At 69.5% G+C, this 16,107-nt stretch carries 15 protein-coding genes; 12 read left to right on the top strand and 3 right to left on the bottom strand.

What is annotated here, in order from left to right; genetic code table 11:
• A complete protein-coding gene (locus tag CIK71_RS11655) occupies positions 1 to 924 on the bottom strand; it encodes an SIS domain-containing protein (RefSeq protein WP_096165846.1) in 924 nt (307 codons plus the stop codon).
• 293 nt (positions 925 to 1,217) lie between these two features.
• On the opposite strand from CIK71_RS11655, the gene CIK71_RS11650 reads away from it, so the two are divergent.
• The 5 genes from CIK71_RS11650 to CIK71_RS11630 all read left to right on the top strand — a co-directional run bounded on the left by CIK71_RS11650 (position 1,218) and on the right by CIK71_RS11630 (position 6,090).
• A complete protein-coding gene (locus CIK71_RS11650) occupies positions 1,218 to 2,084 on the top strand; it encodes a DeoR/GlpR family DNA-binding transcription regulator (protein ID WP_096165845.1) in 867 nt (288 codons plus the stop codon).
• On the top strand, positions 2,081 to 3,139 hold the full coding sequence (locus CIK71_RS11645; RefSeq protein WP_096165844.1) for a LacI family DNA-binding transcriptional regulator: 1,059 nt from the start codon (positions 2,081 to 2,083) through the stop codon (positions 3,137 to 3,139). The genes CIK71_RS11650 and CIK71_RS11645 overlap by 4 nt, the downstream gene beginning before the upstream one ends.
• 5 nt (positions 3,140 to 3,144) lie before the next feature.
• Positions 3,145 to 4,431 carry an alpha/beta fold hydrolase gene (locus CIK71_RS11640; protein ID WP_096165904.1) on the top strand — a complete coding sequence of 429 codons (1,287 nt, stop codon included), beginning with the start codon at positions 3,145 to 3,147 and terminating at the stop codon, positions 4,429 to 4,431.
• Positions 4,432 to 4,514: 83 nt separating this feature from the next.
• Entirely contained in the window at positions 4,515 to 5,072 is a 558-nt protein-coding gene (locus CIK71_RS11635; RefSeq protein WP_176485627.1) for a GNAT family N-acetyltransferase, read from the top strand.
• A 34-nt stretch (positions 5,073 to 5,106) separates the two neighbouring features.
• Positions 5,107 to 6,090 carry a S66 family peptidase gene (locus tag CIK71_RS11630; protein ID WP_096165842.1) on the top strand — a complete coding sequence of 328 codons (984 nt, stop codon included), beginning with the start codon at positions 5,107 to 5,109 and terminating at the stop codon, positions 6,088 to 6,090.
• Positions 6,091 to 6,131: 41 nt separating this feature from the next.
• Here the strand turns inward: CIK71_RS11630 and CIK71_RS11625 are convergent, their stop codons facing one another.
• Entirely contained in the window at positions 6,132 to 6,341 is a 210-nt protein-coding gene (locus CIK71_RS11625) for a hypothetical protein (RefSeq protein ID WP_241963986.1), read from the bottom strand.
• Between the two features lie 268 nt (positions 6,342 to 6,609).
• Here CIK71_RS11625 and CIK71_RS11620 point away from each other — a divergent pair, with 268 nt between their 5' ends.
• Together CIK71_RS11620 and CIK71_RS11615 are read left to right on the top strand one after the other, a co-directional pair.
• On the top strand, positions 6,610 to 7,950 hold the full coding sequence (locus CIK71_RS11620) for an MFS transporter (protein WP_176485626.1): 1,341 nt from the start codon (positions 6,610 to 6,612) through the stop codon (positions 7,948 to 7,950).
• Positions 7,951 to 8,062: 112 nt separating this feature from the next.
• Positions 8,063 to 8,704, top strand: a complete 642-nt coding sequence (locus CIK71_RS11615) for a TetR/AcrR family transcriptional regulator (protein WP_096165839.1) — start codon at positions 8,063 to 8,065, stop codon at positions 8,702 to 8,704.
• 109 nt (positions 8,705 to 8,813) lie between these two features.
• On the opposite strand, the gene CIK71_RS11610 is transcribed toward CIK71_RS11615, so the two are convergent.
• Positions 8,814 to 9,752, bottom strand: a complete 939-nt coding sequence (locus CIK71_RS11610; RefSeq protein WP_096165903.1) for a formylglycine-generating enzyme family protein — start codon at positions 9,750 to 9,752, stop codon at positions 8,814 to 8,816.
• 576 nt (positions 9,753 to 10,328) lie between these two features.
• Between CIK71_RS11610 and CIK71_RS11605 the strand changes: the two genes are divergently transcribed.
• From CIK71_RS11605 to CIK71_RS11585, 5 genes are all read left to right on the top strand, one after another.
• Positions 10,329 to 11,852 carry a sugar ABC transporter ATP-binding protein gene (locus CIK71_RS11605; protein WP_176485625.1) on the top strand — a complete coding sequence of 508 codons (1,524 nt, stop codon included), beginning with the start codon at positions 10,329 to 10,331 and terminating at the stop codon, positions 11,850 to 11,852.
• Entirely contained in the window at positions 11,849 to 12,868 is a 1,020-nt protein-coding gene (locus CIK71_RS11600) for an ABC transporter permease (RefSeq protein WP_096165838.1), read from the top strand. Before CIK71_RS11605 ends, CIK71_RS11600 begins: the two co-directional genes overlap by 4 nt.
• A 173-nt stretch (positions 12,869 to 13,041) precedes the next feature.
• Positions 13,042 to 14,013: an ABC transporter substrate-binding protein gene (locus CIK71_RS11595; protein ID WP_096165837.1), complete on the top strand. Its 972-nt coding sequence runs from the start codon at positions 13,042 to 13,044 to the stop codon at positions 14,011 to 14,013.
• Between the two features lie 140 nt (positions 14,014 to 14,153).
• A complete protein-coding gene (locus tag CIK71_RS11590; protein WP_096165836.1) occupies positions 14,154 to 14,576 on the top strand; it encodes an RbsD/FucU domain-containing protein in 423 nt (140 codons plus the stop codon).
• 156 nt (positions 14,577 to 14,732) lie between these two features.
• Positions 14,733 to 16,100, top strand: coding sequence for an exo-beta-N-acetylmuramidase NamZ family protein (locus CIK71_RS11585; protein WP_245857519.1), 1,368 nt, complete (start codon positions 14,733 to 14,735; stop codon positions 16,098 to 16,100).
• Positions 16,101 to 16,107 lie beyond the last annotated feature (7 nt).

Raw genomic sequence — 16,107 nt, 5'->3', positions numbered from 1 at the left:
TCACGGCTCGAGATGGACGGCGCGGGTGAGGTGGCGCGGGGAGTCGGGATCCATGCCCCGATGCGCGGCGCGGCGCACCGCCCACAGGTGCACGGCCACCAGCTGGGCCAGGGGGTCGGCCTCGGAGGCGACCCAGTCCGCGCCGGTCGCCGCGACCTGGTCCTGCAGTCCGTCGGGGGCGCCGCCGAAGACGTGGACGACGCGGCCCGGCTCGGCGATCGCGATCGGGCCGTGGCGGTACTCCATCGCGTAGTACGCCTCGGTCCAGGACTGGGTGGCCTCGCGCATCTTCAGCGCCGCCTCGTCCGCCAGGCCCTTGGTCCACCCCGTGCCCAGGAAGGTCACCTGCTCGGCGGTGACCAGCTCGTCGGCCGGTTCGGAGGACAGCACCTGCTCGGCGTCCGCGATCGCGGCGGAGAGGTCCTCCCCGAGGGAGGCGCGCAGGAGCACCAGCGCGGTGGTCGCGAAGCGGGTCTGGACCACGGAGGTCTCGTCGGCGAAGTCGAGCACGATCTCGGAGCTCGCCTCCGCGGCGGCGGGCCCCTCGCCCACGGCGGTGATCAGCACCGAGGGCGTCGACGTCGCGCGCAGCAGTGCGGTGATCTCGGTGGTGGTCCCGGAGCGGGAGAGCGCCACGATCCGGTCGTACTCGCGGGCGGGGGAGACCTCGGTCGCGGTGACCGCGTCGGTCACCCCGTGCCCGGCTGCCTCGCGCAGCGCCGCGTACGCCATGGCCATGAACCATGAGGTCCCGCAGCCGACGACCAGCACCCGCTCGCCCGGCCGGGGCAACCGGCCGCTCACCTCCGGCAGCACCTTGAGGGCGCGGCGCCAGGTCTCCGGCTGCGAGCGCAGCTCCGACTCGGTCGCCGTGAGGGCGGAGGTCGGGACGGCCGCGGTGGTGGTGGCGGACGAGGTGGTCATGGGGCCTCCCAGAACGAATCGAGCAGAACGGATCGAACAGAACGGATCGAGCAGAACGAGTCGGGCAGAACGAGTCAGGTGGGCGGGCGAACCCACCCCAAATGCATGTTCCTGACTGTAGCTGCCCTAAACGAGCAAAAGCAATCACTTTGATCTGAGGGTCGCGCCCTTCTCGGGCGGCGACCATGCGACCTGCCCGCGTAGAGCCAGTGGCCTGGCCTGCCGAGCGGTAGCATGCGGGGACCGCGGCCCCGGACCGGCACGCCGCTCGAGATGCTCCAGGAGGGGACCAGGTGAAGTCTGTGCCGGAGTCTGCTCCGGGCGATCCCGGCCCCCGAGGCGCACGAGGGCGCCGTCACCGCCAGGACCTGGTGCTCGATCTCGTCATCGACGCCGGACACGTGAGCGTGGACGACCTGGTCTCGTCACTCCGTATCTCCCCGGCCACCGCCCGTCGCGATCTCGACGCCCTCGCCGACCAGCAGCTGGTGATCCGCACCCACGGAGGCGCCTCCGCCAATCCCGACGCCAGCTCGCTGCCGATGCGCTACCGCGCCGCCCGCCATGCGGGCGCGAAGGAGGCGATCGCCCGCCGCGCGGTGGGTCTGGTCGACCCCGGCTCCGTGATCGGTCTGAACGGCGGCACCACCACCACGGCCCTCGCCCAGGAGCTCGCCGCCCGGGCCTCGTTCCGCGAGGCCGAGCGCCCCACCGTGCTGGTCACCAACGCGATCAACATCGCCCAGGAGCTCGCGGTGCGCAAACATCTGCAGCTCGTCGTCACCGGTGGTGTGGTCCGCGAGTCCAGCTTCGAGCTGGTCGGATCCTGGGGCGAGCAGCTGCTCGCCCAGATCCGCATCGACACCCTCTTCCTCGGGGTGAACGCCGTCAGCGCCCGCGACGGCGCCGTCACCCATGATGAATCCGAGGCCTCGATCAGCGCCCGGCTCATGGAGCGCTCCACCCGGGTCGTCGTCGTGGCCGACGCGGAGAAGATCGGTGCCAGCGCGTTCGCGCGCATCACCCCCGCCTCGGGGATCCACGACCTCGTCACCGACAGCGCGGCGGACCCCGCAGCGCTCGAGGCGCTGCGCGAGTCCGGAGTGCGGATCCACCTCGCGGACCTCGATCCCGCCCACCAGGAGGCCGAGCAGGCATGAGCAGCGACGTCACCGTCCCCGCCCCCCATCGCGCGACGATCACCCTGTCGGATGTCGCCCGCGAGGCGGGTGTCTCGATCGCGACCGCCTCGTTCGTGCTCAGTGGGCGGGGCGGCAGCCGCTCCGCCGGTTCACCCGCCACGAAGGCCAAGGTGCGCGCGGCCGCCGAGGCCCTCGGGTACGTTCCCAACCGCAACGCCCAGGCGATGCGCACCGGCCGAGGCGGGGGCATCGTGCTGGCGCTGGGCACGCTGGATGATCCATGGGGCGTGCAGCTGGCCACGCAGGTGCGGGAGGACGCCCTCCCACACGACCTGTCCACCCTGGTCCTCGCCGACGAGCGCTGGGTCGAGTACCTCTCCGGAGCCTCGGCCGACGCCGCCTTCATCACCAGCGTCGACTTCGTCGAGGAGGGACCGGAGCGGGTGCACCGCCTGGCCGCCACCACACAGACCGGCATCGTCGCGTTCACCGCGCAGATGGAACCGGCCGGCTTCGACGTGATCTCCTCGACCCCGTACCGAGCGATCGCTCACGCCTTCGCCCGACTGCGCGCCCGGCACGCGACGGTGCACCTGCTGGCACCGGAGCTGGGCGGTGGCGCGTCGCACACGTTCTCCCACCCGCGTGCGCTCGCCTTCCTCGATGCTGCTCGCGAGCACGGGGACCCGAGCCCGGAGAAGCACGTGCGCCTCACCCCCATCGGCGCCCGGGACACCTACCGCTCGAGCCTGGACTGGCTCTCCGGCCCGGACCGCCCCGAGGCCGTCATCTGCTTCACCGGGTACCAGGCGGTGGCCCTGCAGTCCGCCGCCGAGCGCCTGGGGATCGATGTTCCCGGGAGCCTCGAGATCATCTCGATCGGTGACGTGCCTGCCGAGTCCGAGTACTTCGACCCGATCAGCTACTACGGCGTGGACGACGTGTTCGCCCGCATCTCCGCCGTGGTGGTCGACGCCGCCCGCCACCGCGGCGAACGCCAGGGAGAGCTGCACACCTTCGAGTGGCAGTTCTTCCACGGCGCCACCACCCACGACGAGGACGACGAGGAATGAGCATGATGACCTCCTCCACCTGGACCCTTCCCGGCCTGCACCTCACGGACCTCACGCTGCCGGTGCCGCTGGACCACGCCCGGTCGGACTCGCCCACGATCGAGCTGTTCGCGCGCATCGTGGCCGAACCCGACGGGCAGGACCGCCCCTTCCTGGTCTTCCTCCAGGGCGGCCCCGGCTCCGAGGCTCCGCGCCCCGTGGAGGCTTCGTCCCCGCCGTGGCTCGCACGCGCACTGCGGGACCACCGGGTGGTCATGCTCGACCAGCGCGGCACCGGCCGCTCCGCCCCCGTCGGCCTGGACGCGCCGCTGCCGGACGGCGCGATCGACGGCGCCGCCACCCTGCGCGACGCGACCGCCGCCCAGCAGGCCGCCTATCTCACCCACTTCCGGGCCGACGCGATCGCCCATGACGCCGAGCTGCTGCGTGAGCATCTCGGTGCGCAGGCCTGGTCGCTGCTGGGGCAGTCGTTCGGCGGCTTCACCGCCCTGCGCTACCTCAGCGCTCACGCCGGCAGCGTCGACAAGGCCCTGTTCACCGGGGGTCTGCCGACGGTGGGACCCGATATGGACGCCGTCTACGCCACCACCTGGGACGGCATGATCACCCGCAGCGAGCGCTACTGGGCCCGCTTCCCCGAGGATCGCGAGCGCTTCCGTCGCCTCGCCGACTCCGCCGCGTCCGGCACCCTGCGCCTCCCGGACGGCCAGCGCGTGGGCGTCGAGCGTCTGCGCCGCCTGGGCCACCTGCTCGGCGCCTCCGGCGGGCAGGAGCGCCTGCACTACCTGCTGGACCTCGACCCCGCCTCCCCGGCGTTCCTGCACGACCTCGCCGCGGCCCTGCCCTTCGGCGGCCGCAATCCGCTGTACGCCGTGATCCACGAGAGCTGCTGGGCCGACGGGGTCGCGACCCGCTGGACCGCGGACCGCATGATGCCTGACGCCGTGCGCGAGGATCCGACCCTGCTGGCCGGCGAGCACATCCACCGCGACCTGTTCGCGGAGGACCCCGAGCTCGCGCCCTGGGCCGAGGCCGCGGATCTGCTCGCCGAGCACGAGTGGCCGCGGCTCTACGACGAGCAGGCGCTGCGGGCGGCCGACGTGCCCGGCGCAGCGGCCGTCTACTTCGAGGACGCCTATGTGCCGCGGCAGTACTCGCTGGCCACGGCCGAGATGCTGAGCGGTGTGCACCCCTGGGTGACCAGCGAGTACGAGCACAACGGCCTGCGCGCGAGCGGTCAGGGCGTGATCGACCACCTGCTCGACCTCGCCACCGGCCGCCGCGCCGCCTGACGCCCCGCGGGCGATGCGCGCCCCGGAAGAGTGCGCCGTGTCGATCCTCGCGCCTGAGCGATTTCGGATGTTTGACTGGGTGCGTGAATCTTCGGCAGTACCGGCCGGCTGATGCTGGCGCTCTGACCGCGTTCTTGCGCGAGGTCGATCTGACGTTGAGCGGCTTGGATGAGTCGAGCGTGAGGCTATGGGTCGAGCGTGACCGGAGCGGTGAGATCGTCGGGAGTACGGGCTACGAAGTCAGCAGGGACGGCCACCATGCGTTGATCCGCAGTGTGGCCGTCAGCCCGGCCCAGCGGTCTCGTGGGCGGGGGCGCGCTCTCGCGATGTTCGCGCTCGAGCGTGCCGCTGAAGAGGGCTCTACGAGGGCGTGGTTGTTCAGTCGGCGCTCGGGGCCCTTCTGGCAAGGACTGGGGTTCGAGTCTGCTGACCGCGGCGACCTCGCGGAGGTCCTGGCTGACTCGCATCAGGTTCGCTTGTTCCGACAAAGCGGTCAGCTGGCCCGTGAGGTCGCGTGGTCGCGACCTCTGAGCTCTGGGCGGGATGCGCAGGACGAGCTGTTATTCGTGGATGCCTCTCAACAGTTCCCTCATGATCGGGCCGCTTCGACCGGCACCTCGGACCTCGCTGAGCCACGCTGAGCGATGTGTGGAGCCGTCCGGATAGATTTCTCCTATGCCGACATTCCCTCCCCTCCTGCAACCGGGGGACTTGGTGCGAGTGATCGCTCCGTCTCTTTCTCGCTCCTGGGTGACGGAGCACGACCACACGTCGATCATCGAGAAGCGCTTCGCCTCGATGGAATTGCGGTTGAGCTACGGACGCCACGTCGATGAGCGCGATGCCTTCGGCTCCTCGTCGATCGCCTCGCGGGTCACTGATCTGCACGAGGCTGTCGCGGACCCGGAGGTGCGCGCACTTCTCACGGTCATCGGGGGTACCAACAGCAACGAGCTTCTCCCGCACCTGGATTTCGACCTCTTCGCCGCGAATCCCAAGATCCTCTGCGGCTACTCTGACATCACTGCTTTGCAGTGTGCGGTCCTGGAACGTGCGGGGCTCGTGACCTACAGCGGCCCGCACTGGTCCAGCTTCGGCATGCGCGACCACTTCTCCCAGACCCAGACGGGGTTTCATCGAGCGCTGTTCGAGGGGGCGCCGTTCGAGGTCGAGTCTTCGAAGGAGTGGACGGACGATCTCTGGTTCCTCGATCAGGAGGACCGGCATCTCGAGTCTGACGGCGGCTGGTGGACGCTGCAGGCCGGGTCAGCGGAGGGGCGCGTGGTCGGGACGAACCTCTGCACACTGAATCTGCTTCAAGGCACCCCGTACATGCCTTCGCTCGAGGGCGCGCTGCTCGTCCTGGAAGATGACTCGGCGAGCGATGCCGCGGAGTTCGCTCGCAACCTCACGTCGCTGCTGCAGCTTCCGGATGCCGACGGCGTGCGGGGGCTCGTCGTCGGGCGGTTCCAGCGTCGATCCGGAGTGACGCGGGATCTTCTCGCGGAGATCATCGCGCGACAACCGGCACTTGCCGGAAAGTCCGTGCTGGCCGGCGCCGACGTGGGACACACTATGCCGTTGGCCACCCTGCCGATCGGCGGGCGGGCAGAGTTGGTCGTCGGCAGCGAGGCTCGATTCCGGATCGTGGAGGGCTAAGGGGGCGAACCGGGTCGGGCTGTATGAGGGCCCAACCGGCTTCACACGTCGAGATCCGGCTCCACCGAGCTGATGACCTTGTTCTTCTTCCGGGCGTACTCGATCTCGCGTCGCGTCGCGGACCCGATGTAGCCGGCTTCGCTCACCACGCGGACCTCGTCCGCCAGGTCGATCCTTCTCAGATGCAGCTCGCCCAGCGCGGCCCGTCGAGCGGGCGTCAGCTCTTCGCTGATCGTCTCCGGGCTGAGCACGATGACTCCCAGGGAAGTCAGCCGTCGCCGCTCTCCAGGGGTATCGACTGATCGGCATGACGATCTGCATGAGTGACCTCACTCACTGAATGTCCCCAAAAGGCCTGTGTACGGCCGTGTCCACTTGTGGATGTCGACCAGTGGTCGGGAACGGCTCGACTTATTAGTGCGATGCAACTAATAATGTTCGCCGTGGCCGTTCCGTGCGGCCCGCACTGATGCGAGGCCCCACTGCGTGCTCGCGAACCCTGACGAAGGAGTCCACCTCGTGACGATCCAGGAACCCCGGGCGGGCTTCGCTCCGGACCCGACCATCGACCTTGAGGGCAGCCCGAACCGCATCGGGCCGAAGCTGCCGATCCCGCACCTGGGGATCAAGCCCGAGGCCAAGCGCCCCATCTGGTTCATCGCCGGCATCGTGCTCGCTCAGTTCGGCATCTACGTGGCCCTGCTCGGGCCGGCGACGGTCTCGATCCAGCTGAAGGCGCAGACCCTCACCACGGACGCGGCCGAGCAGGTGGCGATGACGGCGATGGTCATCGCGCCCGGTGCGCTCGCGGCGGTCATCTTCAATGCGCTCGGCGGGCGCATCTCGGACCGCACCACCTCCGGTCTGGGCAGACGCCGCCCCTGGATGGTCCTCGGCATCATGGGCCTGACGCTCTCGCTGCTGCTCATCGCCCTCGCCACCGGCCCCCTCATGATGGCCATCGGGTGGTTCCTGTCCCAGGCCTGCGCGAATCTCGCCTTCGCCGCCTTCCTCGCGTCCGTCGCGGATCAGCTGCCCGCCGAGCAGTACGGCAAGACCTCCGGCCTGATCGGCATCGCGCAGAACTCGGCGGTCATGGTCGCGACCTGGCTGAGCGCCGCCTTCTCCAGCAACATGCTGCTGCTCTTCATGGTCCCGGCAGTGCTGGGCCTGGTCCTGGTGTCGGTGTACGCCCTGATGCTCCCGGAGCCGGTGCTCAAGGCGAACCGCTATCCGTTCAACCTGCGAGAGCTCGTCGCGACCTTCTGGACCAATCCGGTGAAGCACCCGGACTTCGGTCTGGCCTGGTGGGGCCGCTTCCTCATCATCCTGGCGTCCTACCTCTTCATCACCTTCCGCCTGTTCTACATGACCAACCACCTCGGTCTCTCCGCCGGGGCCGCAGCGGCTGCGGTCGCCGTCGGGGTCACGGTCTACACCGTGGCCTCGATGGTCGCGGGTCTGCTGGCCGGGTGGCTCTCCGACAAGCTCGGCCGACGCAAGGTCATGGTCGCCGTCTCGATCCTCGTCTTCGGCATCGGCACCTACGGCCTCCTGCACGTCGACACCGTCACCGGCTTCTACGTGTGCGAAGCGATCATGGGTATCGCCTATGGCATGTACCTCGCCGTCGATCTCGCCCTCGTGTTCGAGGTGCTCCCGGACCGCGAGAACGCCGGCAAGGATCTGGGCGTGTTCAACATGGCCAACGCCCTGCCCCAATCGCTCGCGCCGGGCGTCGGCGGGTTTCTTCTCGCCAAGCTCGGAGGCGGCACCGACTTCACGGCGCTGCTGGTTGCCGCGGCCATCGCGGCCCTCTTCGGGGCGATCCTCACGATGTTCATCCGCGGCGTGAAATAGTGGGCGTCTGACAAGGCACGGCTGGGACGGGACACCTCGTCCTGGCCGTTCCTCGTCGTCCCGGAGCTGGTGGACGCCGCGAGCCGAGAAGAACGATGAGCCGAGGAGAGCGATGAGCACTGCTGCTCACGACGGGCGATCCGTGCGCCGGCGCCCCGGGCGCCCGCGCGGCCAGGATTCGGCGGTGGTGCGTGAGGCGGCATTGCGCGCGGCGATCGACCTCATCGCCCGGCAGGGCTTCGCCGCGACCTCGATGGCGCAGGTCGCGGCGGCCGCCGGCATCTCGCCCTCCGGTCTCGCCCATCACTTCTCCTCGAAGAAGGCGTTGCTCGGAGCGGTGCTCGATCACCGCGACGCCGCGGACTCCGACCCGCGAGCGGCGTTCGGCGACGGTCCCTGGGCCGATTTCGAGCACCTGACTCATGTGGCGCAGCTGAACCAGGGCAGGCGCCAGCTCGTGCATCTCTACACCACGATGATCGGCGAGGCCGCGACGGCCGAGCATCCTGCGCACGAATGGATGCTGGGCCACTACTCCGTCGTCGTCGGGATGCTCGTCGACGGCATACGAGCGGCACAGCGCGAGGGCCACGTGCGGGCCGACGCCCCTGCTGAGCGCATCGCTCGCACGACGGTCGCTCTGATGGACGGCCTGCAGGTGCAGTGGCTGCTGGACCCGGAGATCGACATGGGTGCGGCCATGGCCGAGCACGTCGAGGAGCTCAAGCAGAAGTGGAGCACCGCGGGCGCCTGAGACGGCTGCTGGTCGCGTCGGCCGAGCCGGCTGCGCTGGTCGCGTCGGCCGAGCTGGCTGCGCTGGCTGAGCCGACTGCGTCGGCTGCGTCGGCCGAGGCGCCGCCAGGTCAGACGTCGACCGCGAGCCGGAAGCCCTTGTTGCCACTCGCATCCTCCGCCGCGGTCGCACTGCGCGCAGCGACGCGATAGCGGTTGCAGTACGAGTCGTGGCACAGGTACGAGCCGCCCCGCATCACGCGCACGTCGCCGGTCATCGAGGAGGCCTGTCCGGTGGTCCAGGGGTCGCTGCACCATTCCCAGACGTTCCCCGCCACCTCGTACAGGCCGAAATCGTTGGGAGGGAACGAGCGCACCGGCGCTGTCGCGAGATATCCGTCCTCGAGCGTGTTGCGCACGGGGAAGGCACCCTGCCAGATGTTGCAGCGGTGCTCACCGCCGGGAGTGAGCTCATCGCCCCAGGCGTAGCGGGCCTGGTCCAGGCCCCCACGGGCCGCTTTCTCCCATTCCGCCTCCCGGGGCAGACGCATCCCGCACCACTGTGCGAAGGCCTCTGCGTCCCGCAGCGAGACGTGCACGACGGGATGTTCGGCGCGCTCGGCGACGTTCGATCCCGGTCCCTCGGGCTGGTCCCAGCGCGCGCCCTCGACCGCGCGCCACCAGGGCGTCCCCGGAGGCTTGCGGCTCGCCCGGCGCAGCTCCTTCTCGAGCAGCGCGGCGAACACGAAGGACCAGCCGAACTCCTCGGCCTCGGTGACATAACCGGTCTCGTCCACGAAGGCGGCGAACTCCGCGTTGGTCACGCAGGTCGGATCGATCCGGAATGCCGGCAGGTCGACGGACCGCACGGGGGACTCGCCATCGCCAGGATTGCGGTCCCGATCCTCGGTGCCCATGCGGAAGGAGCCCGCAGCGATCGTCACCGCGCGCTCGGCGCGGGCGCGCACGGCGTCCGTCGGAGCCGCCCACGCATGAGAGGTCGAGGGAGCCGACGCCGTCGGCCGAGTGGCAAGGCCCCCGCCCGACGAAGGAGGCTCGGCACCATGCATCGATTCGCGCCCGGCGGCGCAGCAGGACGCCACGGCGGCGGGCGCGGCGTCGGGTGCGGCATCAGAGGCGGGGGCGTGCGTGGGGTCGCGACGATCGCGCGGGGCAGTCATACGGACCACCGTATGCCGCCGCGGGCCGGGACGGCTGACCCGCCGTCCCCGTACGGCGAGGACGGTGCTGACGAGGAGCGTGCTGACGAGAAGTGTGCTGGCTCCTCACGTCGTCCGGCACTGGACGCGACCTGCAAGGATGCCGCAACACCTCCGATGTGTCCGCGTAGGGTTCTGGGAAACATCCCTCGATGATCATCGCGTGGCCAGGGAGGGCCCTTCCCGAGGAGGAGCCGGATCGAAGCGCGCCCGTGTCGCCCTCGCCGATGCCTACCTGGGGCTCCTCAGGGATCTGAGTGCATGAACACAGATCCGCGACCTCGATGTATTGGCGAGTAAACGATCCCTTGCTACGTTAGGGTGCACGTCACACCGGCCGGCATTTCCGGACCTCAACGATCCGATGTCTTCCTGCAGTGTCTTCCTGCAGGGAGACGCGTGAGCGGCCCCCTCCGATGAAGCGGGATGACAGTGGAACCACCTCTCCTCGAAGTGCGCGGGATCAGCAAGAGCTTCCCGGGCGTCAAAGCCCTCCAGGGCGTCGAGTTCCAGCTCGACGCCGGGGAGGTGCTCGTGCTGGTCGGCGAGAACGGCGCCGGCAAGTCCACGCTCATGAAGATCCTCTCCGGCATCTATGCGCGGGACGAAGGCACGATCGCGGTCGACGGCCGCGAGGTCGACATCACCGGGCCGGCCGACGCCCAGGAGCTGGGGATCAGCATCATCCACCAGGAGATGAACCTGATGCCCGACCTCACGGTCGCGCAGAACATCTATCTCGGCCGTGAGCCCCGCAGAGGCCTGATGCTCGACGAGAAGGCCCTGAACCGGCAGGCCGCCGCGCTGCTCGGCGATCTGGGCATCCAGCTGGATCCGCGCACCAAGGTCTCCACCCTCACGGTCGCCGCCCAGCAGATGGTCGAGATCGCCAAGGCGCTGTCCGTGGACGCGCGAGTGCTGATCATGGACGAGCCCACCAGCGCCCTGACCGACACCGAGGTGGAGACCCTGTTCGGGCTGATCGAGTCCCTGCGCGCCTCCGGCACCGGGATCATCTACATCTCCCATCGGATGGAGGAGCTCAAGCGCCTCGCCGACCGGGTGACCGTGCTGCGGGACGGCCAGTACATCGGCTCCCTGGACCGCGACGAGATCGATGTGCCCACGATCATCGAGATGATGGTGGGCCGCACGATCGACACCGGGTCGAAGCCCGAGCCGTTCGACACGGCCGGTCGCGACGTGGTGCTGAAGGTCGACGGACTGAGCACGAGGACCCTGCTCAAGGACGTCGGCTTCGAGCTGCACCGCGGGGAGATCCTCGGCTTCGCCGGCCTGATGGGCGCCGGGCGCACCGAGACCGCGCGGGCCATCATCGGCGCCGACCCGTCCACCAGCGGGCGAGTCGAGATCAACGGTCGCGTGGCCCGGATCCGTCAGCCCGCAGACGCGGTGCGTCACGGGATCGGATACCTCTCCGAGGACCGCAAGAGCCTCGGCCTGCTGCTCGAGCAGTCCGTCACCACCAACACCATCGCCGCCTCCCTCGGCCGCTTCTCGGGCCTGCTCGGGATCATGAACGACCGTCGGGCCCGACGCGTCGCGCAGCAGCACGTGGAAGACCTGCGCACCCGGACCCCGAACGTCGAGCAGCCCGTGAAGCTCCTGTCCGGAGGCAACCAGCAGAAGGTCGTCATCGCCAAGTGGCTGGTGCGCGACTGCGACATCCTCATCTTCGACGAGCCCACCCGAGGCATCGACGTCGGCGCGAAGGAGGAGATCTACACGCTCCTCCAGAAGCTCGCCGCCACCGGCACCTCGATCATCGTCATCTCCAGCGAGCTGCCCGAAGTGCTCCGCCTGTCCCATCGCATCGTCGTGATGGCCAACGGCCGGATCACCGGGACCCTCGCCAGCGAGGACGCCACCCAGAACTCGATCATGGACCTCGCCACGAGGTTCGATGCCGCAGAAGGAGCCGCAGCATGAGCAGCAGCGAGAACGGCGCAGCCGTCGCCACGGAGGCGAGAGCGGGCGGCACGACCGCCGCGCCCTCCACTCCCGCCTGGAGGGCCTGGCTCCAGCAAGGTCTCGCCTTCGGCACCCTGATCGCCCTCCTCCTGTTCTTCTGGGCGGCGAGCCCGCGCTTCCTGACCTGGTCGAACATCTCCGGTGTGCTGCTGGCCACCGCGGTGATCGGCATCCTGGCGCTGGGCACCACCTTTGTGATCACCACCGCCGGGATCGACCTGTCCATCGGGACCGGCATGACCCTGTGCTCGGTGATGACAGGCATCTTCGCCGTGGACCTCGGGCTGCCGATGCCGCTCGCGGTGCTGCTCGGAATCCTCACAGGCGGAGTGATCGGCCTGCTCAACGGGCTCAACGTCGCGATACTGGGGCTGCCTCCGTTCATCGCCACCCTCGCGATGATGATGATCGCCCAGGGCCTCGCCCTCGTGATCTCCGGCGTCTCCCCGATCTACTTCAACGACGTGCCCTCCTTCCAGAGCATCGCGCTCGGCACGCTGATACCGGGGCTCCCCAACGCCGTGCTGATCATGTTCCTGGTGGCCGCGCTCGCCTGGTTCCTGCTGTCCAAGACGATCTTCGGCCGGATCACCGTGGCCATCGGCTCCAACGAGGAGGCGGCGCGCCTGTCCGGCATCGACACCCGTCGCTGGAAGCTGATCATCTACATCGTCGCGGGCCTGTTCACGGGTGTCGCCGGCGTGGTGATGGCCTCCCGCCTGGGCTCCGCACAGCCACAGCTGGGCGTGGGGTACGAGCTGCAGGCCATCGCCGCCGTGATCATCGGCGGCACCTCCCTGATGGGCGGCCGCGGTTCGATCACCGGCACCCTGATCGGCGCGCTCATCATGAGCGTCCTCATCAACGGGCTGCGCATCCTCTCGATCCAGACCGAGTGGCAGAACGTCGTGGTCGGCATCGTCATCGCCCTCGCGGTCTTCTTCGACACCCTGCGCAACAAGAGGTCCGCCTGAGGCCCCGGCCGAAGGAGCGTCCGACGAGCACCACCGCCACGACCTCCGTCACCCCCACCAGTTCCACCGCCCGCAGCCCCACCCCAGCCCGCAGCACCCGGCCTCCCGCACCGACGCGAGGAGCCCGCCCCACCCACGAGGTGCCGGATCCGGCACCGAGGATCGGAGTCACGATGGAGTTCACCCGAAGGTCCGGTATCACGGCGCTCGCCGCCGCACCCCTGCTCGTCGCCCTGTCCGCCTGCAACCGCGGAGGCGGTGAGGGCGGTGAGGACGCACTCGACATCGCCCTCATCTCCAAGGGCTTCCAGCACCAGTTCTGGCAGGCCGTGAAGAAGGGCGCGGAGGAGGCCGCCGAGGAGCACGGCGTGACCATCAGCTTCGACGGCCCCGCCGCCGAGACCGAGATCGACAGCCAGCTGCAGATGTTCCAGGCGGCCATCGACCGCGCCCCCGATGCGATCTGCTTCGCGGCCCTGGACCCCGAGGCCTGCGTGCCTCTCTACGACAGAGCCGAGGGCGCGGACATCCCGATCGTCGAGTTCGACGCCGGCTGCGACAGCGACTACTCCCAGAACCTCGCAGCCACGGACAACAAGGCCGCCGGGGCGATCGCCGCTGAGCACCTCGCCGAGGCCATCGGCGGCAAGGGCGAGATCGCGATCGTCGCGCACAGCCAGATCAACGCCACCAGCGTGGACCGGCGCGACGGCTTCGTGGAGTACATCGAGGAGAACAATCCCGACATCGCGATCGTCGACATCCAGTACGGCGACGGCGACCATCTGAAGTCCGCTGACGTCGCCAAGGCCATGATCGGCGCGAACGACCTGGTGGGCATGTACGGCACCAACGAGGGCTCGGCGATCGGCGTCGTCAACGCGGTCAAGGAGCTCGGCCTGAGCGGCGAGGAGATCAAGGTGGTCGGCTTCGACTCGGGCTCCGCGCAGCAGGAGGCGATCCGCGACGGCGTCATGCTCGGCGCCGTCACCCAGGATCCGCAGTCCATCGGCCGCCTCACGGTCGAGGCCGCGATCTCCGCGGTCAAGGGGGAGGACCTCGAGGAGTTCACCGACACCGGCTCGTACTGGTACGACGCCGACAACATCGACGACGACGAGATCCAGGCGATGGTCTACGACTGAGAGGCCCCGACCGGCCCGGCCGGCCTGACAGAACTGGCCGGGCCGGCCGCTCCGACCGGCTCGCGGTCCTGCTCCCGCCCTCCGCTTTCCGCTTTCCGCTCTCCCGCGATCCCACCACTCCACCGAAAGGCCCACCACCCATGCTCACCGGCATCGACCCCCTGCTCTCCGGCGACCTGCTGCGGCTCCTCGACCACATGGGGCACAACGACACCCTGCTGGTCACCGACGCCCACTACCCCTCTCATGCGATGGGTGTGCCCGTGATCGATCTGGCCGTCCCCTCACCGGAGGCAGTGCGCGCCGTGCGCACCGTGCTGCCCGTGGACATGTACGCAGGCCCGTCCGTCACCCTCATGACGCCCGAGCCCGGCACCGGCGAGGAGGTGCAGGCCGAGATCCAGGAGGCCGCAGCCGCACGAGCCGACCGCATCGCATGGATCGACCGCTTCGACTTCTACGATCGCGGCCGAGAGGTCTTCGCGGTGCTGCGCACCCTGGAGACCCGCAAGTACGGCTGCGTCATGCTGCGCAAGGGCGTGGTGGGGGACGACGACGCCTGAACCGCGTGTGACGGTTGTCACCGGCACGCTTCGTTGTTAGCGTCGACGGGGCGCGCAGAGCGCCGAAAAACGTTTCCGCGTGCACCGCACGACGTGGTGCGGTGCCTTCGGCGCCGCGCGCGACCAGACCCGACGACGATGACGGAGGAACGCGCCGTGACGCACCGAGCCCCGCAGCAGAGCGACCAGAGCCGACAGGACCGCACAGGCAAGGACGGGAAGAAGCCGGGGCGCCGCCGTGTGCTCGCCTCCCTGGGCGCCCTGCCCGCCGGGGCGGTGCTCGCCACGGCCGGTGCGGCCCAGGCCGCTCCCTCCGGACGGGGCGGGCGCGCCGCTGAGGGGGACTTCTCCCTCGGCGTCGAACGCCTCCAGGAGCCCGAGGCGCTGGAGACCCTGCGCGATGCGAACGTCGGCCTCATCACCAACCCCACCGGCGCCGATCGCGAGCTGCGCTCCACGATCGACATCCTGGTCGCCGCGCAGGAGGAGGGCGGATTCACGCTGACCGCGCTGTTCGGCCCCGAGCACGGGGTCCGCGGGGCCGAGCCCGCGGGTGGATCCGTCGGCGACTACGTCGACGAGAAGACGGGCCTGCCGGTGCGCTCGCTGTACGGCGACACCCAGAAGCCCACGCCGGAGATGCTCGAGGACGTCGACGTGCTGATCTTCGACATCCAGGACGTCGGCGTCCGCTATTACACGTACATCTGGACCCTCTACTACTCGATGGAGGCGGCGGGGGAGAACGACAAGCGCTTCATCGTGCTGGACCGCCCGAACCCGCTGGGCACCGGCATCGAGGGCTTCCTGCTCGAGCCCGAGCTGTCCTCCTTCGTGGGTCTGCGGGAGATCCCCCAGACCCACGGCCTCACCGTCGGCGAGCTCGCCTCGCTGTTCAACGGCGAGTTCCTCGACAAGGCCGTGGACCTCGAGGTCATCGAGATGACCGGGTACGACCCGTCGGCCCCGCCCATCCAGGAGCTGCCCTGGGTGCTGCCCTCCCCGAACATCCCCACCCCGGACACCGCCGTGGTCTACGCCGGCACCGGACTGATCGAGTCGATCAACGTCTCCGAGGGGCGCGGCACCACCACCCCGTTCCTCTGGTTCGGCGCCCCCTTCATCACGGAGGCCCAGGTCGACGCGATCATCGCCGATCTGCAGGCCGCGAAGCTGCCCGGCGTGCTGTACCGACCGATGTTCGCCACCCCCACCACCTCCAAGCACGCCGGGGAGTTCTGCGGCGGCCTGCAGCTGCACGTCACCGACGCCGCGGCCTACGAGCCGGTGCGCACCGGCATCCACGTGCTCGCCGCGCTGTTCGCGAACGTCGACGAGGTCGACTGGCGCGAGGAGGAGGACTGCCGCACCGAGGACGACGTGTGCTGGATCGACAAGCTCTCGGGCACCAAGCGCACCCGCACGATGCTCGAGGCCGGCAAGAGCGCCGAATCCATCGTCACCGCGTGGAGGCGCGATGCACGCCGCTTCCAGCTGACCACCGAGCGCTACCGTCGCTACTGAGGAGCAG

Source organism: Brachybacterium alimentarium, assembly GCF_002332425.1.
GTDB lineage: Bacteria > Actinomycetota > Actinomycetes > Actinomycetales > Dermabacteraceae > Brachybacterium > Brachybacterium alimentarium.
Note: the sequence above shows the minus strand (reverse complement) of the source record. Positions and strands in the feature narration are given on the sequence as shown.